Origin of the sequence: Gemmatimonas phototrophica (assembly GCF_000695095.2) — a bacterium.
Lineage (GTDB): Bacteria > Gemmatimonadota > Gemmatimonadetes > Gemmatimonadales > Gemmatimonadaceae > Gemmatimonas > Gemmatimonas phototrophica.
In genome coordinates this window covers 2,631,141-2,652,162 of sequence record NZ_CP011454.1, presented here as the reverse complement: position 1 = coordinate 2,652,162, position 21,022 = coordinate 2,631,141, and the positions used below count along the sequence as shown (strand labels likewise).

At 65.5% G+C, this 21,022-nt stretch carries 18 protein-coding genes and 1 tRNA gene; 14 read left to right on the top strand and 5 right to left on the bottom strand.

The window, feature by feature from the left end; all coding sequences use genetic code 11:
• The first annotated feature begins 22 nt into the window (after positions 1 to 22).
• The 6 genes from typA (at position 23) to GEMMAAP_RS11285 (ending at position 7,389) form a co-directional block, all read left to right on the top strand.
• Positions 23 to 1,858 (top strand): translational GTPase TypA, encoded by a 1,836-nt coding sequence (typA, locus tag GEMMAAP_RS11310; protein ID WP_026849688.1) that lies wholly within the window; start codon positions 23 to 25, stop codon positions 1,856 to 1,858.
• Positions 1,859 to 1,976: 118 nt separating this feature from the next.
• A complete protein-coding gene (locus GEMMAAP_RS20720; protein WP_053334131.1) occupies positions 1,977 to 2,297 on the top strand; it encodes a hypothetical protein in 321 nt (106 codons plus the stop codon).
• Between the two features lie 162 nt (positions 2,298 to 2,459).
• Positions 2,460 to 2,533, top strand: a tRNA-Ile gene (locus GEMMAAP_RS11300).
• Between the two features lie 114 nt (positions 2,534 to 2,647).
• Positions 2,648 to 5,428 (top strand): alpha-1,6-glucosidase domain-containing protein, encoded by a 2,781-nt coding sequence (locus GEMMAAP_RS11295; RefSeq protein ID WP_082821252.1) that lies wholly within the window; start codon positions 2,648 to 2,650, stop codon positions 5,426 to 5,428.
• 121 nt (positions 5,429 to 5,549) lie between these two features.
• The gene (locus GEMMAAP_RS11290) at positions 5,550 to 6,758 is read left to right on the top strand and encodes a class I SAM-dependent methyltransferase (protein ID WP_053334132.1); all 1,209 of its coding nucleotides are present in this window, start codon (positions 5,550 to 5,552) and stop codon (positions 6,756 to 6,758) included.
• On the top strand, positions 6,751 to 7,389 hold the full coding sequence (locus GEMMAAP_RS11285) for a TlpA family protein disulfide reductase (protein WP_075071494.1): 639 nt from the start codon (positions 6,751 to 6,753) through the stop codon (positions 7,387 to 7,389). Before GEMMAAP_RS11290 ends, GEMMAAP_RS11285 begins: the two co-directional genes overlap by 8 nt.
• Here the strand turns inward: GEMMAAP_RS11285 and GEMMAAP_RS11280 are convergent.
• Entirely contained in the window at positions 7,360 to 8,103 is a 744-nt protein-coding gene (locus GEMMAAP_RS11280) for a pseudouridine synthase (RefSeq protein WP_026849691.1), read from the bottom strand. The genes GEMMAAP_RS11285 and GEMMAAP_RS11280 overlap by 30 nt on opposite strands.
• Positions 8,104 to 8,185: 82 nt before the next feature.
• On the opposite strand from GEMMAAP_RS11280, the gene GEMMAAP_RS11275 reads away from it, so the two are divergent.
• Positions 8,186 to 9,427: an acyl-CoA dehydrogenase family protein gene (locus GEMMAAP_RS11275; RefSeq protein WP_082821251.1), complete on the top strand. Its 1,242-nt coding sequence runs from the start codon at positions 8,186 to 8,188 to the stop codon at positions 9,425 to 9,427.
• A gap of 11 nt (positions 9,428 to 9,438) precedes the next feature.
• Here GEMMAAP_RS11275 and GEMMAAP_RS11270 read toward each other — a convergent pair whose 3' ends face one another.
• Both GEMMAAP_RS11270 and GEMMAAP_RS11265 read right to left on the bottom strand, forming a co-directional pair.
• On the bottom strand, positions 9,439 to 10,179 hold the full coding sequence (locus tag GEMMAAP_RS11270; RefSeq protein WP_026849692.1) for an SIMPL domain-containing protein: 741 nt from the start codon (positions 10,177 to 10,179) through the stop codon (positions 9,439 to 9,441).
• A 78-nt stretch (positions 10,180 to 10,257) separates the two neighbouring features.
• Complete coding sequence (locus GEMMAAP_RS11265) at positions 10,258 to 11,400, bottom strand: sensor histidine kinase (RefSeq protein WP_053334135.1); 1,143 nt, start codon at positions 11,398 to 11,400, stop codon at positions 10,258 to 10,260.
• Between the two features lie 369 nt (positions 11,401 to 11,769).
• On the opposite strand from GEMMAAP_RS11265, the gene GEMMAAP_RS11260 reads away from it, so the two are divergent.
• Entirely contained in the window at positions 11,770 to 12,627 is an 858-nt protein-coding gene (locus tag GEMMAAP_RS11260) for a LytR/AlgR family response regulator transcription factor (RefSeq protein WP_158514831.1), read from the top strand.
• On the opposite strand, the gene GEMMAAP_RS11255 is transcribed toward GEMMAAP_RS11260, so the two are convergent.
• Positions 12,628 to 13,548 (bottom strand): NAD(P)H-binding protein, encoded by a 921-nt coding sequence (locus GEMMAAP_RS11255; protein ID WP_026849694.1) that lies wholly within the window; start codon positions 13,546 to 13,548, stop codon positions 12,628 to 12,630. It abuts the gene before it with no gap.
• A 110-nt stretch (positions 13,549 to 13,658) separates the two neighbouring features.
• Between GEMMAAP_RS11255 and GEMMAAP_RS11250 the strand changes: the two genes are divergently transcribed.
• From GEMMAAP_RS11250 to GEMMAAP_RS11235, 4 genes are all read left to right on the top strand, one after another.
• Positions 13,659 to 14,630 (top strand): alpha/beta hydrolase, encoded by a 972-nt coding sequence (locus GEMMAAP_RS11250; protein ID WP_053334136.1) that lies wholly within the window; start codon positions 13,659 to 13,661, stop codon positions 14,628 to 14,630.
• 108 nt (positions 14,631 to 14,738) lie between these two features.
• Positions 14,739 to 15,026, top strand: coding sequence for a hypothetical protein (locus tag GEMMAAP_RS11245; RefSeq protein WP_145979103.1), 288 nt, complete (start codon positions 14,739 to 14,741; stop codon positions 15,024 to 15,026).
• Positions 15,027 to 15,089: 63 nt separating this feature from the next.
• A complete protein-coding gene (locus tag GEMMAAP_RS11240; RefSeq protein ID WP_145979102.1) occupies positions 15,090 to 16,844 on the top strand; it encodes a tetratricopeptide repeat protein in 1,755 nt (584 codons plus the stop codon).
• A gap of 72 nt (positions 16,845 to 16,916) precedes the next feature.
• Positions 16,917 to 17,903 carry a deoxyhypusine synthase family protein gene (locus tag GEMMAAP_RS11235; RefSeq protein ID WP_026849697.1) on the top strand — a complete coding sequence of 329 codons (987 nt, stop codon included), beginning with the start codon at positions 16,917 to 16,919 and terminating at the stop codon, positions 17,901 to 17,903.
• Between the two features lie 176 nt (positions 17,904 to 18,079).
• Here GEMMAAP_RS11235 and GEMMAAP_RS11230 read toward each other — a convergent pair whose 3' ends face one another.
• A complete protein-coding gene (locus tag GEMMAAP_RS11230; RefSeq protein WP_026849698.1) occupies positions 18,080 to 18,886 on the bottom strand; it encodes a LysM peptidoglycan-binding domain-containing protein in 807 nt (268 codons plus the stop codon).
• Positions 18,887 to 18,960: 74 nt separating this feature from the next.
• On the opposite strand from GEMMAAP_RS11230, the gene GEMMAAP_RS11225 reads away from it, so the two are divergent.
• Together GEMMAAP_RS11225 and GEMMAAP_RS11220 are read left to right on the top strand one after the other, a co-directional pair.
• A complete protein-coding gene (locus GEMMAAP_RS11225; protein ID WP_026849699.1) occupies positions 18,961 to 19,989 on the top strand; it encodes a LacI family DNA-binding transcriptional regulator in 1,029 nt (342 codons plus the stop codon).
• Positions 19,986 to 21,005: a 3-oxoacyl-ACP synthase III family protein gene (locus GEMMAAP_RS11220; RefSeq protein WP_202969118.1), complete on the top strand. Its 1,020-nt coding sequence runs from the start codon at positions 19,986 to 19,988 to the stop codon at positions 21,003 to 21,005. The genes GEMMAAP_RS11225 and GEMMAAP_RS11220 overlap by 4 nt, the downstream gene beginning before the upstream one ends.
• Positions 21,006 to 21,022 lie beyond the last annotated feature (17 nt).

Genomic DNA, 21,022 nt, shown 5'->3' with positions numbered 1-21,022 from the left:
CACTCTGCTAGCTTCTAAGGCTATGGAAATTCGTAACGTCGCCATCATCGCGCACGTCGACCACGGGAAGACCACCCTCGTCGACAAAATGCTCCGCCAGGCTGGAGCCTTCCGCGAAAATCAGGTCGTAGAAGAACGCGTGATGGATTCCAATCCGCTCGAAAAAGAGCGTGGAATCACCATTCTGGCCAAGAACACTTCCATCCGGTGGAAGGACACGAAGATCAACATCGTGGACACCCCGGGCCACGCCGACTTCGGCGGGGAAGTGGAGCGCATTCTGCGCATGGTGGACGGCGTGTTGCTGGTCGTGGACGCGTTTGACGGCCCCATGCCGCAGACGCGCTTCGTGCTGCGCAAGGCGCTCGAACTCGGCCGCACTCCCATCATCGTCATCAACAAGATCGACCGCCCTGGCGCCGATCCGCTGCGCGTGCACGACGAAGTGCTGTCGCTGTTCATCGAACTGGAAGCCACCGAAGAACAGCTCGACTCGCCGGTCGTGTATTGCTCGGCCAAGAACGGCATCTCCACGCTTGACCTCGACGTCGAAGCGGTGGACTTCGTGCCGCTGTACGAGACCATCGTGAAGACCGTGCCGCCCCCGCCAACGGATGCGAACGGCCCCTTCCAAATGCTCGTTTCCACGATCGACTATTCGGCCTACCTCGGTCGTATGGCCATCGGGCGCATCGAGCGTGGCACGGTGCACATGGGCGACAGCATCTCGCTCGTCACCCCCGACGCGAGCGTGGCGCCGGTCCGTGGCCGCGTGACCAAGCTCTACGGCTACGAAGGGCTGGAGCGCATTGAAATCCAGGAAGCCTCGGCGGGTGAAATTGTCCTGCTGGCCGGCTTCGAGAACGTGGACATCGGCACCACGCTCACCGATCCCGGCACGCCGGACGCGCTGGAAGGGATCAGCGTGGAAGAACCCACGATCAGCGTGGACTTCGTGGTGAACAACTCGCCCTTCGCCGGCAAGGAAGGGAAGTTCGTGACGTCGCGTCAGCTGCGTGAGCGCCTGTACAAGGAGCTCGAGCGCAATGTGGCGCTGCGCGTGGAAGACAGCGACACCACCGACGCTTGGAGCGTCAGTGGGCGTGGTGAACTGCACCTTTCCATTCTCATGGAAACGATGCGCCGAGAAGGCTTCGAGTTCCAGGTGTCACGGCCGCGCGTCATCATGCGTACCGATGAGAACGGCCAGCGGCTCGAGCCGTTTGAAGAGCTCTCCATCGACGTGCCCGAAGATTATCTCGGCGTCGTCATCGAAAAGCTCGGCCCCCGCAAGGCCGAGATGATCGAAATGAAGAACCCGGGGCAGGGGCTCGTCCGCCTGCTGTACCGGGTGCCGGCCCGTGGCTTGTTCGGCTACCGTTCGGAATTCCTCACGGATACCCGCGGCACCGGCATCATGCACCATCGGTTCCTGGAGTACGGGCCGTGGGCGGGTCCGCTCACCGGACGGTCGCGTGGCGTGCTGGTCTCCATGGAAAACGGCACGATCATCGCGTTTGCCCTCTTTTCGCTGCAGGAACGCTCCACGCTCTTCTCGACCCCTGGTGATGCCGTGTACGAGGGCATGATCATCGGTGAGAACTCACGGCCCGGCGACATGGATGTAAATCCCTGCAAGGAAAAGAAGCTCTCCAACATGCGCTCCAAGGGCGCGGACGAGGCCATTACGCTGGAACCGCCCCGGCAGATCACGCTCGAAATTGCGCTCGAGTATATCGAAGACGACGAGCTCATCGAGATCACCCCGCAGAGCATCCGGCTCCGGAAGCGGATGCTGTCGGTCAGCGACCGCAAAAAGGTGAGCCGCGAAGTCAAGCGCGAACGGCTGGGCGTGTAACGCGTAAATTTGATCGGACGTGCAAGCTCCCGGCTTGCGTACTGGCGGTGTCCTGCCGATACTGACGCACAACGGGCAACGCAGTCCATTTTCTTCACACTCGCAGGAGAATCGTCTCATGTTGGAGCTGTTCGGGTCGTCGTCGCTGGACGCGCTCGAAGAGAAGGTGCAGTCCTCGGTATTCATGTTGGCCGACGACGAAGATTTCGATGACGAAGGCTTCGACGAGGATGATCTCGACGAGGACGAGGAGGACGACGACGACGACTTCGACGATGATGATGATCTCGATGACGACGACGATGATGACCTCGACGACCTCGACGATGACGAGGATGACCTCGACGACGACGATGACGACGAAGATGATGATGACGACGAGGACTTCGACTACGACGAAGGGCTCGGCTACGGAGACGAGGACGATCCCGACGCGTGAGCAACGGGCGCTGTGAACCTCAGACGGGCGACCCGGTGGGTCGCCCGTTGTGGTTTCCGGCAGATCGCACGAAATGGCCGGGATCCCTTTACGTAGGCCGCATTACGGGATACATTATGCGGCTCTGGTGGATCGGTTGCACAGTTCGTGTAGCCTGGCACCGGGCCTGTAGCTCAGGTGGTTAGAGCGCACGCCTGATAAGCGTGAGGTCCGAGGTTCAACTCCTCGCAGGCCCACTTCACATGCCCCCGTCACGGTTTCCGTGGCGGGGGCATGGTTGTTTCCAGGACCCGCGGTTGCAATGGGCGGCGACCGCTGGCGCCCGCCCGCCTAACGGGTCAGCGTGTAGGATGCTTGCGTCTTTCGCCTTCCTCCGCCCGGCCGCCACCGTCGGCCTGCTGTCCCTCTTGGCGCCACCTCGCCTTCAGGCCGCCGTGGCGCCAACAGCCTCCGACACCGTCGCAGTCCAATCGTGCACCCAGGCCGATGCGGCCACGGTACTGCACCGGGAACTCCTCGCCGCGCCACTGGACGCCCGCGGGATCTGGCTCGACGCCCGCACTGTCCGCTGGCCGGGTGCCCCCACTCCGACCGCCGGAGAACGGTACGTCGTGTATGGCAACCCCACCGGATCGCTGCGCCTCACCACGGGCGGGCCGGTGGGCGGGGCAACCGACACGGTGCACCTTGAGCCATACGTCGGCCCCCTGGCCACGGCGACAGCCGCACAGGTGCGGCATGTGGGGGCCGGGGTCACCCTGCGCATTCCGTCATCTCGACGACGCCCTTTCCGCGCCACCGGACAGCTGGTGCTGGCGCGCGAAGACGCCATGGGCCGGCTTGTGGAGGTGACCGGCACGCAGCGGGCACTGGCGCTGGATGCGCTGCACGGGCCGCTGGCACAGCCCCGCACTTTGGGCGCAGCGACCACGGCCACCGCCACCACCTTTGCTCTGTGGGCTCCCACCGCCCAGCAGGTGAGTGTGTGCCTCTACACCGCCAACAAGGCACGGGTACTGCCCCTCACTGCCAACGCCGGCAGCGGCGTCTGGCAGGCGCCCGTCGCCGGGGTACGTCACGGCGTTGAGTACACGTATCTGGTAGACGTGTACGTCCCCGGGGTGGGCATGGTCCGCAACCGGGTTACCGACCCCTATTCGCTGGCGCTGACCGCCAACTCCGCCCGGTCGGTGGTCGTGAATCTCCAGCATCCAACGCTTGTGCCGGACGGATGGGGGCAGCGGCGCGCGCCGCCGCTCACGAACGCCACGGATCAGGTGATCTACGAGCTGCACGTGCGCGACTTCTCCGTCCAGGACAGCACGGTCCCGGCCGCGCATCGGGGGCGGTATCTGGCCTTCACCGACACGGCCTCCGTTGGCATGCAGCATCTGCGGTCGCTGGCCAACGCCGGGCTGACCGACGTGCATCTGCTCCCGGTGTTTGATATCGCCACCATTCCGGAACTCGGCTGTCGCACGCCGGAGATTCGTGGCTCTCCCGACGGTGAGACCCAGCAGACGACGGCGATGGACGCCGCGGCCGGTGACTGCTTCAACTGGGGCTACGATCCGCTGCACTACACGGTGCCCGAAGGGAGCTACGCGACCAACGCGAGTGACTTTGCCGCGCGTATTCGGGAGTTCCGGCGCATGGTGCAAGCACTCAATGGCAGTGGACTGCGCGTGGGAATGGACGTGGTATACAACCACACCAGCGCATCGGGGCAACATGCCTCGTCGGTGCTCGATCGCATCGTGCCCGGCTACTACCATCGCCTCGATGCCACTGGCCGAGTGGAGACCTCCACCTGTTGCGCCAATACGGCCACTGAGCACCGCATGATGGCGAAGCTCATGATCGAGTCGGCGGTCACGTGGGTCAGGCATTACGGCATCAGTTCGTTCCGTTTCGATCTCATGGGACATCAGCCGCGCGCCGCAATGGAAGCGCTGCAGCGTGCGGTCAATGCTGCTGCCGGTCGGGTCGTGCCACTCATTGGCGAAGGGTGGAATTTCGGGGAAGTGGCCGATGGGCGCCGCTTCGTGCAGGCCTCGCAACTCTCGCTCAATGGGAGCGGCATTGCCACCTTCAGCGACCGCGCCCGCGATGCCATTCGTGGTGGCAGCCCTATGGACGATGGTGCCGACCAGGTGCGTCACCAGGGCTTTGTGAACGGGTTGGGGTATGCCCCCAACGAGGCGCGCGCCATTGCGAGTACGCCGGGGGCTGACCGAGCGGCGCTGGCTACCGCGGCCGACCTGGTTCGTGTGGGGTTGGCCGGTTCCCTGCGGTCGTTTGCATTCCTCCGCGCTGATGGCTCCACCGGACCTCTGTCGGAGATTCGCTACGGGGGCTCACAGCCCGCCGGCTATGTCACCTCGCCCGGCGAGGTGGTGAACTACGTGGAGAACCACGACAACCTGACGCTCTTCGACATCAACATCCTCAAGCTGCCCGCGAACACGAGTGGCGAAGATCGTGCGCGCGTGCAGCACTTGGCCTCGGCGTTGGCGCTGTTCAGTCAGGGCATCGCCTATGTGCACGCCGGTCAGGAGTTGCTGCGCAGCAAGAGTCTCGACCGCAACAGCTTCGACTCCGGGGACTGGTTCAATGTCTACGATCCCTCCGGCCTGACGCACGGCTTTTCGCGTGGGCTGCCACCGCGTCGTGACAACGCCGCCAGTTGGCCCGTGATGCAGCCGCGCCTGGCCAACACTGGTCTGGTGCCAACGCCGTCTCAGGTGCAGTGGACGCGTGAGGCCTTCAAGGATCTGCTGCGCATTCGGGCCAGTACGCCGCTGTTTCGCCTGCCGAGCGCCGATGCCGTGATGCGTCGGCTCCGCTTTGCCAATGTCGGCGCATCACAGGAGCCCACGGTGGTGGTGGGACACCTTGATGGCCGAGGGTTGGCGAACGCGGGCTTCGCCGACGTGCTGTACGCGGTCAACGTGGACGTCATTGATCACGAGATTCCGGTGCCGTTCCTGCAGGGACAACCGCTGCAATTGCATCCTGTTCATCGCGCGTCCGGGGCCACCGATACGCGGGCACGGGCGTCGGTGTGGACGCCGAGCACCGGCCTGCTGCGGGTTCCGGCCCGCACCGCGGTCGTGTGGGTGCGGGAGTAGCGGGCGTCCGCACCGAGAGGGCGCTCGTTGGGGCGGGGAGCCATTCACTCCACCGCACCCCGACTGAGTACCTTGCAGCGAGCGCAACGCACAGTTCGAACGAGCCAGGGGAGCACTGAACGTGGGCAGTACCGCATACGAAACGTGGCAGATTGGTCCGGCACACATGGACAACATGAGCGTGCTCGTGGCGTCCAAGCCCGGCGTCATGGCGCACGGCACGGTGGATGCGCCCGCGCTGATGCTTGCCTCCTGGGTGGCGGGGATGCCGGCACCGGTGCCCGGTGCCACGTCGTTGCACCTGGCCAGTGGAAACGGACTCGTCCCCGCTGTGGCCATGGCCAAGGGATTCGAACCCTTTGCATTTGATCGGTACGCCGCCAATGCGCAGGCAACGCAGCGCTCGCTGGAGGCTGGCGCCAAAGGGCCCACGCCGCGGACGTTTCATGCGGCGCATGCCGTGTTGGCCAACGATGTGGTTCCCGCCGGGTCGTGCGCGCTCGCCACGATTCGTATTGCCACCGACAAGCACGGTGTGCAGCAACAGGTGGCCGAGGCGTTTCGCGCGCTGGCGGTGGGCGGAGTGTGTCTGCTGGCCGGCGCCAACGATGAAGGGGCCAAACCGGCGGCGAAGCTGATGCAGCAAGTGTTCGGACATGCCCGGCTTGAGGCGCAGCACAGTAGCTGTCGCATGGTCATGGCCACCAAGCTGGCCGAGGCACCGGTAGATGCGCCCAGTATCTCGTCGCCATGGCTGGACACCGAGCGGTTCCATGAAGTCCCCGTGGCGTTGGCCGAAACCACGTTCACCATGTATACCCGTCCCGGCGTGTTCTCGTGGGAACACGTGGATGAAGCCTCGGATATTCTGGGTGGCATCATGCGTATTGCCCCCGGTGAGTCGGTCCTCGATCTGGGCTGCGGCTCCGGTGTCCTTGGGGTGGTCGCCGCACTCCAGTCACACACCGGCCGGGTGTTGCTGCTCGATGCGGACGCCGACGCCGTTCGGTGTGCGCGGCGCACAGCCCTGCAGGCGGGGTGCCGTAACGTGGAGGTACAGGCCAGCGATGTCACCAGCGCCGCGGGCGATGCCCGGTTTGATGTCGTAATCAGCAACCCTCCGTTTCATCTCGGGAAAGGCACTGATCTGGCCATCCCGCGGGCGTTCATCGAACAGGCCTACGCGCGCCTCGTGCCCGGAGGGCGGTTGTATCTGGTGGCCAACCGCACGTTGCCGTACGAGACGCTGATTGCGGAGTGCTTTGGCGAAGTCCGCACCGCCCACGACGGGCGTCGTTTCAAGGTGATCGGGGCGGTGCGCCATGGCTGATGGCGGGTCACCTCGGGAGGAGCGGCCGCGAGCCTCCTGGTGGCCATCGTGGTGGCCGTCGTGGGCTACGCTACCCAACCTGCTGACGGCGGTCGTGCTGGTGTGGGCGGCCCCTCGCTGCTGGCCTCACGTGGAAGCGCTCATTGGGGTGCGGGAGCGCGCCGCCCGGCGTCCGGTCTACGCCGTGCAGACCCGTACCGGTCACACTCTTACCGCCGATAGTCTCCGCGGACGCGTGGTGCTGGTGAACGTCTGGGCGACATGGTGCCCGCCATGTCGTGCCGAAATGCCGGCGCTGCAGCAGCTTGCGACGGCCTACGAGGCCGAGGGGATGGTGCTGCTCGGGTTGTCGGTCGATCGCGGCCCAGCGGCGAAGGTAGACGCCTTTCTGGCGGAGCGTGGCATCACGTACCCGGTGGCCATCGTGGGTGACGACGTGATTGCGGCCTTTGGCGGGGTGCGTGGCTATCCCACCAGCTATCTGCTCGATCGGGACGGCGTGGTGCGGCACACGGTCATGGGGCCGGTGGCTCCCCTGTCGCTGCGTCCGGCGATCCGGCGGTTGCTCGCCGAGTCGGATACGGGCGCCGCACGTCGCTCGCTACGTCTCGGCGGTGAGGCCCGGCCCTGATTTCGCGGCGCGGGCGGCGCCAACCAGCGCCTCCCGTTCCACGCCGTCCAACACCCGCCAGCTCCCCTCGGCGAGCGCGCCCAGGAGGAGTGACCCCAACGACGTGCGTCGCAACGCGACCACGTGGTTGCCGGTGGCGGCAAACATGCGCCGCACCTGGTGGTAGCGTCCCTCGCGAATGGTGAGCGCGGCCTCCCGCTCACCAAGGACCTCCAGTTGGGCGGGGAGCAGTGGCGTCTCCTCGCCCTGCAGCCGCATGGTGCCGCTGGCAAAGCGGGCGGCCTCGTCGCCGCGCAACCGCTCCGCCAACGTGGCCACATACGTTTTGGGCACGTGTGACCGTGGCGAGGTGAGTCGGTGATTGAGCGCGCCGTCGTCCGTCAGTAGCAGCAGGCCGGACGTATCGGCATCGAGGCGCCCCACCGTGGCCATCACCGGCGTGCGCTGCAGAAAGCGTGAGGGAAGCAGGTCGTACACCAGGGGCGGTCGGTCGCTGGTGGAGCACACATACCCCACCGGCTTGTTGAGCAGCACCACGCTGTTCGGGGGGGGATCCAGCGGCGTCCCGTCCAGGCGCACCTCCTCGTGCACAAAACGGTCGCCGTCGCGCAAGACCGTGCCGTCGGCACTGGTGAGACGGCGCGCCTGTAGCAGACGCTCCGCTTCTTTGCGGGTACCGTATCCCAGTTTGGCGAGATGGCGGGCGAGGGACACGGGGGCAGTGCAGGGAAGAGAAAATGATGGGAGCGAGTCCCCGGCCTGCGGCGTTGAGTGCAGGACGACACCAAAGAGTATAATGCTGCCCACGTGCCGTTTCCTGCCCTTTGCCCCCGCTGCCATGTCTGCCCAGCCTCCCCGTTCGCGCGCGCCAATTACCACGAGCGACTTTTACGACTGGTTTGCCACCGTTCCGGATGACATCAACACCGAGCGGCTGAAATTGCGGCAGTTCATGAGCGAGGAGTGGGAGCCGCAGGCGAATGGTTTCTGGGAGAGGGCCGACTTTCCACGCGAGTATTTGGTAGAGCGCATGAAGGCGCTGGATCTGCTCCGTGGGAAATACACGCCCGAGCGGGCAGCCACGGCCACGATATCCGATGGACTGCTCAGCATGGAGTTTGCGCGCGTTGATCCCTCGCTGGCCACGTTCTTTGGGGTGCACGCCGGCCTCTGCATGGGGGCCATTGCGCTCTGCGGATCGGAGGAACAGCAGGCGGAGTGGCTCCCGCCGTTGCGCCGCTGGGACATGGTGGGGGCCTTTGGACTGACCGAGCCCGATGTGGGATCGGGCGTGGCGAAGGGGCTTACGACCACCTGCCGGCGGGATGGTGATCATTGGGTGCTCAACGGACAGAAGAAGTGGATTGGCAATTCCACCTGGTGCGACATTGTCGTGGTGTGGGCGCGCGATGAAGCCGACCAGTCGGTGAAGGGGTTCATCGTGCGGACTTCGCTGGACGGCTACTCCGCGGAGCTGATGACCGGGAAGATTGCCCAGCGCACAGTGCACAACGGGCTCATTACGCTAAACAATGTGCGCGTCGCCGAGCGAGACCGACTGCAGCAGGCGCGCAGCTTTGCGGATACCCAGCGGGTGCTGGTGATGGCCCGGTGCGGTACCGCATGGCAGGGCGTAGGGTGTGCCATGGGGGCGTACGAATACGCGCTCCGCTACGCCAGTGAACGTACGCAGTTCGGGCGCCCCATTGGCAGTTATCAGCTGGTGCAGAACATGCTGGTCAAAATGCTGGGCAACATCACGGCCATGATCGGGCTCGCGCTCCGCGCGTCGGAGCTGCAGGACCGACTGGGGCCTCGCGATGAATTGTCGGCGTTGGCCAAGCAGTTCTGTGCCGCCCGGTGTCGCGAGACCGTGGCGTTGGCGCGCGAGTCGATGGGCGGCAACGGGATTCTGCTGGAATACCATGTGGCCCGACTCTTCGCCGATGCCGAAGCGATCTATAGCTACGAAGGGTCCAACGAGATCAACACCATGATTGTGGGGCGGGCGATTACCGGCCACTCCGCGTTTGTCTGAGCGCTGGGCACTCAGTCGTTCAGGCCGTACACCACGGTGGTCACCACGCGCACCCGCTTGATGACCTGGCTTTCTTCGCTGATGCCGGCGGCCTGATCGCGCGGGAGTATCTCGAAGACCCCCTGGCTGGCGGTGCGAATCCCCGACAACGCACTGCGCGCGTCCTTGGCAAACTGCTCTGCCCCTTCACGCGCCCGTGCCGTGGCCTCGGCAATCATGGCGGGTTTGAGGTCGTTGAGTTTGGTGAAGACGAAAGTGGGGCCACCACCGCCGTACTCCTGCCCGGATGACAACACCACGCCATTGCGCACCAGTTCGGGCACGCGCTGGCTGGCAACCTGCACCTGATTCACATTGGCCGACCGCACCACCAGCGTTTGGCGAATGATATAGCGGGCCGTGTTGCTGTAACCGCCCATCGTACGCGCATCCTCAACACGAAACTCCTGCACCGTGATTTCCGCGGCCGTCGAGTCCAGTCCGTTGTCGCGCAGGAAAGCCCGTACCTGCTGCACGTTTCGCTCGAGCGCCGCATTTGCCCGGCCCAGATCGTCGTCGGTCGCCACGAGCCGCAACGGCCAGATGGCGAGGTCCGCCTTGGCCTCCCGCTCGGACACCCCTTTCACCGACACCGTTCGATCGGCGGTACGCATCCGGGCAAAGCCAGCGCCGGCCAGCCACCCGCCACCGGCCACGCCCAGCGCGAGAATGAGGGCGGCAGCCAGGGAGCGCGGAGCAATGGATTCAGACATGGGAGTCGGTGATGGGAGACTGCGGCGAACGCCTCGAACGGATACGGTTGCCCATACACCGCACCGGCGGTATCGGTGTCACTCAATAGGCAACTTGATATCCACCCGGCAGCCGCCCGTGGGAAGATTACTCATGCGGAAGGCGTAGCGATCGCCGTACAGCATGGCGAGCCGTGAGCGTGTATTGGTCAGCCCGATGCCCAGCCCATCCACGCTGGGGGCCGCCGCGAGAAACCGCCCGCTTGTCGTCAGGAGACCGTGCAACCCCTTGCCGTTGTCTTCCACCACAATCTCGAGACTGCTCCCCACGCGCTGCAGCTTGACCAGAATGGACTGGTCGGCGTGCCCAGGCGCGAGGCCATGCTTGAGCGCGTTCTCCACAATGGGCTGCAGCAGGAAACTGGGCACCATCAGATCCACCGCATTGGGATCCACCTCAATATCCGCATCAAGCCCCGCGCCATAACGCACGCGGGCAATCTGCAGGTACAGCTCCACCAGTTCGATTTCCTGCCACACCGGAATGAGCGATTGCCCCGCACTGCGCAGCGACAGGCGCAACAGGTCACTCACGCGAATCAGCGTGCGTTGCGCTTCCTGCACATCCATCTCCATGAGCTCAGCCACGGAATTGAGCGCGTTGAACAGGAAGTGCGGGTTGAGCTGCATGCGTAGCGCCTCCAACTGCGTCCGAGCCAACTTTTGCTCGAGTTCAGTGGCCGCCCGGTCGCGCTCCCGATAGCGGCGCACGAACTCCACCATATACGCGGCGCCCAGCACGGCCCAATACAGCACGACCTGAATGTCGAGGTGATTGACCAACACCACCCGCAGCGCAAAGGCATAACTGGTGACCTGTCCCACGGCGCCGAACACGTGGTCGAGCCAGGCAATCGCCAGCACGTTGGCCGCGCTCAGGACCACCGTGAGGCCGGCGTGCAGTGACAGCCACGGGAGAATCCTCGCTGTATCCAGTTTGACCCGATCCACCAGCGTCAGAATCAATTGGGACCAGAGCCCCCACAGCATCCAGGCCGATCCCTGCCACACCAGCGCCGTCCCGAGCCCGTAGTGGGTGCCAGAGGCATCTCCCACAAGGCTCATCTGCAGCGCCGCCAGGACGGCGGGGACAATCCAGACCAGGGCGAAAAGCCAGCGGGTCAGCTGGCGTAGCCCCAGTCCTTCGTCGGCAATGGTCAGTGGGTGTGACGAGACGGCCATAGGTGAGACAAGACGCGTAAGGGCGCAGCCAGGGGCCCGTCTCGGGCGGAACCTTGCTGTGCGAATGATGTATCAACCACGGAAAACAGCGAGGTGCAGCCGTTTGGCTGCACTTCCCTCAACTGGTACTTGGTGCAACCGTTGAAGGGTTCCGGTGCAACTATACGTCATGTTTCGGCGTATGTGCCGTGTTCCCTGTCTGCCATGATGCACGGAAACACACGGGTTGCACAGGCTCATCTCTCTTCCAGTTCGTGACAGGGCTGGTCGAGGGAGGCCATGGTCGTCGAAGCCGCATCGTCACATCGTACCTCCCGATGTGAATGGTCGATGGGTTTCGAATCGTCAACGGGAGGGGAGATGGTGAGCGTGCGAGTCCTGATCGTGGATGACGAGGCATTGGCCCGTCAGCGTGTCCGGCGGTTGTTGCAGAATGAGGCGGATGTTGAAGTGGTGGGCGAAGCCGAGTCTGGCCATGAAGCGGTTGCGATGATTCGCGAACTGCAGCCGGACCTGGTGTGCCTCGATGTGCAGATGCCCGGTCTGGATGGCTTCGGGGTCTTGCGCGAGATCGACAGCGGCCCGGTGCCGATGGTGCTGTTCATCACGGCGTACGACGAGCATGCACAGCGCGCGTTCGATGTGCATGCGGTGGATTATGTGCTCAAGCCCGTTGACGGAGATCGCTTCCGGTCGGCCTTTGACAAAGCACGGAAGCAGCGCGCCAATGCGGTAGCCGCCGAGCGTCTGGGGGAGCTACTGGAAACGGTTCGGCGGTTGGCCGATGGGAGCGGCGCTGCGGCGGCGGGCGACGCGGCGGCCATGTTGGGCGTTGTTGGAGGGGCCGCGAACGGGACGGCGAATAGTGCGGGAGGTGCCAACGCCGCGAATGGCCGTTACGCAAGCCGTATTCTGGTCAAGCAGGATGGCCGCATGTTCTTCGTGAAAACCACGGAGATCGACTGGATTGAGGCCGATCGCAATTATGTGCGGCTGCACGTGGGCAAAACGGCGCACACGATCCGGGAACGTATCTCGCATCTCGAAGAGACGCTTGATCCGCGGTTGTTTGCCCGCATCCATCGCTCGACCATCGTGAATCTCAATCGCGTGCGTGAGATGCAGCAATGGTTTTCCGGCGATTACGTGGTCATCCTCGAGGATGGTACGCGTCTCCGGCTGAGCCGTCACTATCGCGATCGGGTGGAGAAGCAGGTCGGCGTCTGATCAAGGGGGTACCGCCACGGGGAGTTGGTCGCGTACCTCACCAGCCCCCTGTGGCAGCCCGTGCGAATACTGCAGCGACGCAGCCATTTCGTTGGCGAAGGCGGCAAACGTGCGGGCCGGGTGTCCGGTCCAGTGGGACACCGCATCCGTCACGGTATGCCAGTCTCCCAGGGCAGCGGCAGACTCATACCGCACCAGATCATCAACCTGCCACTGGCAGATGCCGCTCCCCAGCAACAGCTGGGTCAGGTCCCCTGGCGTACAGGGGACGTAGCGAATCGGGAACCCCAAGGCGGTGCCAAGCAGTGTCGCCGCGCGCCGCCGGCTGAACGCCTCGGGGCCGGTGACCAGCACGGGGGACTGCGGTGGCGCGTCGGTGGCGGCCAGTCCGGCGAGGACGGCTCCCACGTCGCGGGCGTCCACGTCGGCGGCGAGACCGTCCCCCTGGCAGCCGACCAGCATATGGTGCGCGAGGAGCAGCGGTTCCTGCAGCAGCAGATCCTGCATGATGCGTCCAATACGCGCGATACAGGGTTCACCGGCCTCCTGCAGCAGGTACTGCTCGGCGCGCCAATGCCACTGGGCGGCGTCCGCCGCGGCGTGTTCGCTCGCTCCCGCCACGGACAGCTTCACAATGCGCGCAATTCCCCGGGCGGTGCAGGCGTCAACGATGCGCCGTTGCGCGTCCACCTCGGTTGCCGAAGGCCGCGCAATGAGAATGACCGCGTGGACGCCGTCGAGGGCCTGTTCGAGTACGAGGGGATGCTCCGCCTCACCCTCCACGAGTTCGGTGTGGAAGTCGGCAAGCCAGGGGACCCGCTGGCGCGACGGCACCAAAGCGCGTGAGGGAAGTCCACGCGCGTGCAGCGCCGCAATGGCAGCGGTCCCGATGCGACCCATGGCGCCGGTGACGAGTATCATGTGTATCTCCGGAGAGTGGGTGACGAGTCGGCAGGGGTGCGTGTCGGCTCGGTCAAGGGTTTTCTCCTGCACACCTCGTGCTCCCGTTTTCACCAGTGTTAGTCTGGCCCATGGAATCCGCTATCCCGCTTTCCCCTACACCCGCTATTGGCGCCGCCACCTGGCAGGCCCATCTGGTGCACCTGCTGGTGGCGGCGCGTATGCGCCCGCATGCGACCCAGCCCATCGATCCGCTGTGGGTGCGCGCGAACATGGGTCGGCCACGTGGGCCGCGGCGTCTCATGGCGCAGTCCACCGGCGCCACATTCGGTCGGCAGGAGGCAGGGCAGGGCTGGCCCGGCGGGGAGTATGTGTGCTGGCCAACACGGGCGAGTGACGCCCCCACGTTGCTGTACCTGCATGGCGGGGGCTTCATCGCCTGTTCGCCCGAAACCCACCGTTCGTTGGTCGGCTCGCTGGTGCGACGCACCAAGGGACAGGCGTGGGTGCCAACGTATCGGCTGGCCCCGGAGCACCCGTTCCCCGCCGCGCTCGACGACGTCAAGGCGGCGTATCGACACCTGCTCGATGTGCAGGGTATTGATCCCACGCGACTGGTGCTGGCGGGGGATTCGGCAGGCGGCGGACTCGCGCTCGCTCTGGCCCTGGCCATCCGGGATGAAGGATGGCCACCGCCGGCGGCGCTCGTGACGTTCTGTCCGTGGACGGACATGACGGGCACCGGCGCGTCGCTCGAGGAGAACAGTGCTCGCTGCTCCATGTTCACCGGTGACACGATCCGTCGGGCGGCGAAGCTCTACGTGGGGACGGCCGATCCGTCGTTGCCGTACGTGTCTCCGGTGTACGGAGATTTTCGTGGGCTTCCCCCACTGCTGGTGCATGCGAGCACCGACGAGGTGCTGCGTGATGATGGCGTGCGGGTCGCCCAGCGGGCGGCGGCGGCGGGGGTTCCGGTGTCGCTGCGGATGTGGGCCCGCGTGCCACACGTCTGGCAGTTTTTCGCCGCCGTTCTGCCGGAGGCCAGAGAGTCGCTCACATTGGCAGTGGATTTCATGCGACAACACACCCGAGCCTCGCGCTGACCGCCACATGGGCCGGCGGGGCGGAGTCTGATATCAAAGTGGTCCACGGCTGTGACGGTTCGTGACGCTGGCCGTGTGGCTGGCGTCCAGCGGGAAATCACGATGCCCATGTCAGACGATATTTTCCCGCCGTACCGTCCCCCGGACTGGTACCCTCTCCAACGAGCGCTGGCCTCCGTGTTCGGCATTGCGGCGGTCGAAGCGACGGCGGCCTTCTGGTTCATTGGGTTTGTGGCCGGACCGGCTGGTGTGGGCGAACTGCGCGTCTATGAGCACAGTGCCACCCGCCGGTCACTGGCACTCGATGCCGCGGGCAGTGCGTATCGCTGGTTTGACGAAATGGGCAGCTACGTCCGGGTGGACGACGAGGAAGCGCTGGTCGAGGCCCTGGTATAGTGCGGCGAGGGGCCACGGCGTCGCTGTTTATCCGCCGGCCCTCAGCAGTCGATACCTCATCGCATGCCCCCTGACGTGACTGGGCTTGGTGGTGCCGCTGGCGGTGCCCCGTTACCACCGGCCGCTCCGTTGCGGCCGGTGGCGCCGTCGCGTGCGCTGGTGCCGGTGGAGAAATCCGGCGCCCGCCCGTTGCCCCCAGGTGGTTCACCGCTCAGTCGCAGCGGCGTTGCCCTGGCCGATCTGCTCTTTGCTGCCGACCTCGTGGAAACCCGGGATATGGTCGCACCTGTGGCCATGGAAATGGGACTTGAGTCGGCCCGCGGCCAGCTGCTGAGACAATTGCCCGGCGAGGCACTGGTGGCCCTGGATGCGGTCTGGTCAGGGGCTCGACATAGTGAAGAGGGGTGGTATCTGCGCTCGGGCGCGCTCACGATCATGGGGCACCCGGCTGAGGGTGACCGCGTGGCCACCGAAGGGCTGCAAGCGCAGCCCGCATCTCTCGCCCTGCGGTTGATGCAATCCGTGGCCCGGGCGATGGTCGGCGATCTCTCGGGCGCGCGCTCCGCGCTAACCCCGGCGCTGGCGAACGCTCCCAATGACCCGGTCCTCATGGCGCAGCAGGCTGTCCTGATGGCACGACAGGGCCACACTAACGATGCGGCGGACATTCTTTCGCGTCTCGCTCAGCAAGCGCCGGCCCATCCGGCGCTCTCGTGGGCGCGTCACGAGATCCGGGCCGCACGGGCCGATCGTACCCGGGGCGCGGCGCGACTGCCCGTGGACGATCTGGCGCCCCGCGTCACCCCCCCCGGCCAGCCACCTGAGGACCTCCTGGGGGACGCGGCACTCCTCGAGGACGCCTCGTTTCCCGGCGAAGCCGACCCCGTACAGGGCAGCGCTACCGGCGAGCCGCACGATATGCTCACCGGCGCCCTCGCCCGGCTGGGCAGTCGCCTCGCGACGCTGCGTGAGGATCAGCTGGTGGTCGCCGCACGCACGATGTTGCGGGGCTGTTCGTCGGGAGGCGCGTTGGCCAGCGCCTGTATGCCGGAAGAAGCGCATGCTGCCCGGCAAATTCTCTCGGCGTTGCTCATCGTGGTGCGCCAGGATCACGCCGCTCCTTCGTCGCTCACCACGCTGATGGAAAAGCTGGTGCCACTCCTGCGCGGTCACGCGCCGGTGCAGGGGGCCGTTCAGTCCGCGGGGCAAGGCCGTTGGCCCGCGGACCGTACTGGTGCGCCCATGGTGGACGAGGCTGAACGGTTGCTCCGGCGCTCGGGCGCCAGCGTCACCCCCTCTGTGCGCCGCCTGCTGAATGTATTGGTCCGTGGTGCCGCGCACGACTCGCGGGCGCCGGCGCCCGAGACGGAACGTGCGACGGTGGTTTCGGGTGACTACCCAATGGTTATGAGCGATGAGCGCGAGGCCGGGCCATTGCTGCCGGTGCGCCTCGGCCTGTCACTGCTGACCGAGAACGCGGCCAGTCGTGCCTTCGAACGGTCGCAGCGTGTGGACGATGCGTCCCGCGCGTCGGAAGGGCACAGCCGTTCGCGGTCAACATCAACCCCCGTGCCTGGCCTGTACGTTGGCGGGGAAACCAATGGCCTCGGTTGGGGCGGCGCGCGCGCGGCCGACGCCTGGCGGGGAGAACGCCCCGACCGCGCGGCGTCCAGCAGAGGGGGAGCGGCGCTACCTGCCATCCTGCTCGTGGCGGGTGCGCTGGTGGCGGTCGTGAATGGTGCCGCCGGCATTGCCGCCCTGCTTGGCGGGGCCGCGGTCTTTACCGCATTGAGACGCACACCGAATCGGGACGATTAGATTTCCGGTGCATGCGGGCGAGATCCCATTCGGGTGCCCGGCGTGTCCTGACCGTCTGACACCGACCTCTCCATGGCTCAGTCTACTTCGGCGCCCGTAACGGCGTTTCTTCGTCACAACTATCGTCACTTCAACGCCGCGGCGCTTATTGATGCGGCCGACGCGTATGTCAGCCACCTCGACAAGGGTGGCAAAATGATGGTGACCCTCGCCGGCGCCATGAGCACCGCGGAGCTGGGTATCTCGCTGGCCGAGATGATCCGTCAGGACAAGGTGCACGCCATTACGTGCACGGGGGCGAATCTCGAGGAAGACATTTACAACCTCGTCGCGCACGACCACTACGCGCGGGTGCCGAATTATCGTGACCTGACGCCGGAAGACGAGCAGAAGCTGCTTGATCAGCATTTCAATCGCGTCACCGATACGTGCATTCCGGAGGCTGAAGCCATCCGGCGCATTGAAAAAGCAGTGCTGGAAGAGTGGCAGGCGGCCGATCAGGCAGGTGAGCGGTATTTCCCGCACGAGTTCATGTACCGCATTCTGCGTAGCGGGAAGCTCAAGGAGTTCTACCAGATCGATCCGAAGGACTCCTGGATGGTGGCCGCGGCAGAAAAGAACATCCCGATCATCGTGCCGGGGTGGGAAGACAGCACGAACGGCAACATCTTTGCCGGTCACTGCATGGAAGGGGACATCAAAAATGTCCATACGGTCAGGAGCGGCATTGAGTACATGATGTATCTCGCCGAGCTCTACACCGAGATGACCAAGACCTCCACGATCGGCTTCTTCCAGATCGGCGGTGGTATCGCGGGCGACTTCCCCATTTGCGTGGTGCCCATGCTGCACCAGGATCTTGGGCGTACGGAAGTGCCACTTTGGGGTTACTTCTGTCAGATCAGCGACTCCACCACGTCGTACGGGTCGTACTCCGGCGCCGTGCCGAACGAAAAGATCACGTGGGGCAAACTGGCCATCGATACGCCCAAGTTCATCATCGAGTCGGACGCCAGCATCGTAGCGCCGCTCGTGTTTGCCATCGTGTTGGGGCAGTAACACCACCGACTGGCGTACCGGGCGGCGGCCGAGCCGCGCCGCGGATTGTTCGGAGGGTATGGATTGGACGGATTCAACAGCAGCAATTGGTGCTGTGAATCCGTGCATTTCCGCCTGATCCGTGCAATCCGTGGCGCGACCCCGCCGCTTCCCACTTGGACGCGTCGGGAACGGCCTTACGGTGGCGGTACTTGCCCCGTATCCGCGATCACCACTTTGGGCACGCGCAATCGCTGTCCCACCTGAATGTCGTCACTGCCCAGGCGGTTGAGCTGACGCAGCACATCCGTGGTGGTGCGAAACCGGCGGGCGAGGCCGGTGAGCGTTTCGCCGCGACGTACAACATGCGGCACGAACTCCTCCGCACGGCGCGGTGCCGTCTGAATGGTGCGCTCAAGTTCCTGCTGTTGCCGGGTGGCGACCCCGCGGGCGGCCGCGCTGGCCTGCGCTACCCGTTGGGCGCTCGCCCACGCCGCATCGTCCAGAATGAAGTTCACCTGGGCGGCTGGCGTTCGCAGCACCAGCCCGCGCCCCAGCCCCCGAAAAATGGTGCGGGGTTCCAGAGTAAATGCGGCGTCGTAGGGATAGCTCTCCACGAGCAGTTCGAGCGGGCCATCGTCACGCGGGCGCAGGAGCGGCGTGGGCGGCGCCCCCACATACAGCAGCCGACGATCGGTGGCCACCACCACCCCAAAGGACTCGCGCCACATATCGGTCCATCGGCGCTGTGAGGCAAAGGCCTCGGCGACAACCTGTTCGCCGTCTCCCATGGCGGACTGCACCTCGCGAAGCGCGGCCTCCCGCGCCGTCCGTCGGGCACCAACCGGCGGCACAATGGCCGCTGCGGCCACCAGCGCGGCGGTCGCGACCAGTGCCGTGGTGGAGGTGAGGGCGACCAGCACCCGCACCCACAGCGACCGCTGACGTCGCGCCGGGGGGGCAGCAGCGGTGAGCCATTCCTTGGTGGTCTTGGTGGCCAGCATACATGGAAGGTAGGGGAACGGGCGCCGATCAGGATACCCTTGCCAATGCGTATTGGCACCCCGATATTCCTCGCGTGTGCCCCCTCCCTCCTGGGCGCCGCGTCACTATCCACGACGTCGCCGCCCGCGCTGGTGTCTCCCAGCCCACCGCCTCGTTGGTCCTGTCCAACCATCCCCGTGCCCGGGTGGCGGTTGGTACTCGTCAGCGCGTGCTCGACGCGGCGACCGATCTGGGCTACCGCCCCAATGTGGTGGCGCGCTCCCTCTCGCAACGTCGCTCCTACGCCCTCGGCATCATCGTCCCCGACATTCGCAATCCCTTCGTGGCTGATGTCGTGACTGGCGCTGAACGCGTGGCGGCCGACGCCGGCTATGCGGTGTTGCTTTGCGATCACAGCGTACGGGATGCGCAGAAGCATCTCGAGGTGCTGCTCGCGCGGCAGATTGATGGGGTGCTGCTGGACGCCGTGGGAGCGGCGGCGCTTTCGCAGCAGGCGCTCGCCGGGGTGAACGTCGTGTTGATCGATGAGCCCAGTGATCAGTGGCCCGGGATCGCCACCGACGCTCTGGCGGCGGGGGAGCTTGCCGCCCGCCATCTGCTCGAACTCGGTCACCGGGACATTGCCTTCATAGGGCCGGCGACCGACGTGCACGCCTTCCGTATGCGCGAGCGCGGTTTCGTCCGCACGCTCCGGGAAGCCGGGGTGTCGCTGGAGAGTGATCGCTGGCGCCGGGCACCCGCCACCGTCAGCGGGGGGCGCGATGCCATGCGCGCGCTGCTGGCAAGCACCGCACGTCCGACGGCGACGTTTTGTGCAAACGACCTGATGGCCATTGGAGCGGTGAAGCAGTGCTTCACCGCGGGCCTTGAACTGCCCCGCGATCTGTCGGTCGTGGGGTGCGACGACATTGAACTGGCTCGCTACGTGACACCTGAACTGACCACGATCTCCATCCCGGCACGCGAGCTTGGGGCTCGGGCGGCCCGGTTGCTGCTGCAACTCATTGAGCGTTCCACCCATCGGGTGCCCACCGCACGTCCGCTCCCGGTGCGATTGGTGGCGCGGGCGTCGTCGGGGCGCGTGCCGTCGAGGAGCGCATGAACGGACCCTCCGTCATGCCCGTGCGCGGGGCCGTAATTACGGGCACCGGCAGTGCCGTCCCCTCCCGCATCGTTACCAACGCCGAGCTGTCCACGATGCTCGGGGAGGACATCGACCCGTTTGTCCGCGGCACCCTCGGTATCGAGGAGCGCCATTGGTGCATGGGGGACGAAAGCACCGCCGACCTCGCGGAGGATGCGGCCCGATTGGCCATGGAAGCCGCCGGAGTGGCGCCCGATGCCATTGACCTGCTGATCGTCGCCACCGACACCCCGGAGTTCATCTCGCCCGCCACGGCATCGGTGCTGCACGGCCGTCTCGAGCTCACCCGGGCCGGCACGTTCGATCTCAACGCCGGGTGCGCCGGATTTGTCACCGCCCTCGATGTCGCGTGGAAATACATTCGCAGCGATTCCCGTTATCAGCGCATCCTGGTGGTGGGGGCGTATGCCATGTCGAAGTATCTCGACCAGCACGACAAGAAGACGGTCACGATCTTCGCGGATGGTGCCGGCGCCGTCGTCGTGGAGGCTCGCGACACCGACGGAATTCTCGCGTCCGAGCTCTTTGCCGATGGCCGGTACTGCCATGGCATGGGTGTCTTCGCAGGAGGGACACGCACCCCCATCTCCCAATCGGTGCTTGACGCCGGATTGCAGAACAAGTTGCGCTTCGTACAGAAGTATCCCGCCTCGATCAACGAGGAGGGGTGGCCTCGCATCGTGCAGTCCGTGCTCGGCCGCATCGGCTACACGCCGGACGATGTGGATCGCTGGTTCTGGACGCAGGTGAACCGCTCCACAATCGAAACGGTCATGCAAGGACTCTCGCAGCCCATGGAGCGGGCGCACACGATCATGCACAAGTGGGGGTACACCGGCTCGGCCTGTCTCCCCATGGCGCTGGATGATGCGGTGCGAACCGGTCGCGTGCGTGATGGGGAACTCCTGATGTTCACCGGCTCCGGCGCCGGATTGGCCATGGGGTCGTTGGCCATGCGCTGGCATGCGCGGTGAGGAGGTGACCTCGTGAG

Coding starts and splice junctions, on each gene's coding strand:
- typA (WP_026849688.1), top strand. CDS start 23: ATGGAAATTCGTAACGTCGCCATCATCGCGCACGTCGACCACGGGAAG.
- GEMMAAP_RS20720 (WP_053334131.1), top strand. CDS start 1,977: ATGTTGGAGCTGTTCGGGTCGTCGTCGCTGGACGCGCTCGAAGAGAAG.
- GEMMAAP_RS11295 (WP_082821252.1), top strand. CDS start 2,648: ATGCTTGCGTCTTTCGCCTTCCTCCGCCCGGCCGCCACCGTCGGCCTG.
- GEMMAAP_RS11285 (WP_075071494.1), top strand. CDS start 6,751: ATGGCTGATGGCGGGTCACCTCGGGAGGAGCGGCCGCGAGCCTCCTGG.
- GEMMAAP_RS11275 (WP_082821251.1), top strand. CDS start 8,186: ATGCTGCCCACGTGCCGTTTCCTGCCCTTTGCCCCCGCTGCCATGTCT.
- GEMMAAP_RS11270 (WP_026849692.1), bottom strand. CDS start 10,179: ATGTCTGAATCCATTGCTCCGCGCTCCCTGGCTGCCGCCCTCATTCTC.
- GEMMAAP_RS11265 (WP_053334135.1), bottom strand. CDS start 11,400: ATGGCCGTCTCGTCACACCCACTGACCATTGCCGACGAAGGACTGGGG.
- GEMMAAP_RS11255 (WP_026849694.1), bottom strand. CDS start 13,548: ATGATACTCGTCACCGGCGCCATGGGTCGCATCGGGACCGCTGCCATT.
- GEMMAAP_RS11250 (WP_053334136.1), top strand. CDS start 13,659: ATGGAATCCGCTATCCCGCTTTCCCCTACACCCGCTATTGGCGCCGCC.
- GEMMAAP_RS11245 (WP_145979103.1), top strand. CDS start 14,739: ATGTCAGACGATATTTTCCCGCCGTACCGTCCCCCGGACTGGTACCCT.
- GEMMAAP_RS11240 (WP_145979102.1), top strand. CDS start 15,090: ATGCCCCCTGACGTGACTGGGCTTGGTGGTGCCGCTGGCGGTGCCCCG.
- GEMMAAP_RS11235 (WP_026849697.1), top strand. CDS start 16,917: ATGGCTCAGTCTACTTCGGCGCCCGTAACGGCGTTTCTTCGTCACAAC.
- GEMMAAP_RS11230 (WP_026849698.1), bottom strand. CDS start 18,886: ATGCTGGCCACCAAGACCACCAAGGAATGGCTCACCGCTGCTGCCCCC.
- GEMMAAP_RS11220 (WP_202969118.1), top strand. CDS start 19,986: ATGAACGGACCCTCCGTCATGCCCGTGCGCGGGGCCGTAATTACGGGC.